The following is a 226-nucleotide window of genomic DNA, read 5'->3' as shown; positions in this document are numbered from 1 at the left end:
CAGTATTGGTCCGTTCTCGCCCCGTGCAGTGCGAAGGTCAGCAGTGCTGGTGTCTCACCCCATCCTGACGCACAGGGGGCGGCTGGACGATCTCACCGAGTGGGCGCATGGTTTCACCGGCCGGGCCCAGTCGTTCCCCGGCTACCGGGCCTGGAGTCCCGCGGGGTGGTGGTCTTTCGGGCCCGCGGCGTCGTGACCGCGACGGGGTGAGCCATCGTGCGATGGT

General features: G+C 69.0%; 1 protein-coding gene. It reads left to right on the top strand.

The features are described 5' to 3' along the window. Nucleotides 1-196: hypothetical protein (locus tag LL239_RS17640; RefSeq protein WP_228164626.1), on the top strand; the 196-nt coding region annotated here is incomplete at its 5' end. Nucleotides 197-226 lie beyond the last annotated feature (30 nt).

The sequence above is a fragment of the Microbacterium testaceum genome (assembly GCF_020781835.1).
Lineage (GTDB): Bacteria > Actinomycetota > Actinomycetes > Actinomycetales > Microbacteriaceae > Microbacterium > Microbacterium testaceum_H.
This window is presented reverse-complemented; position numbering and strand designations above follow the sequence as displayed.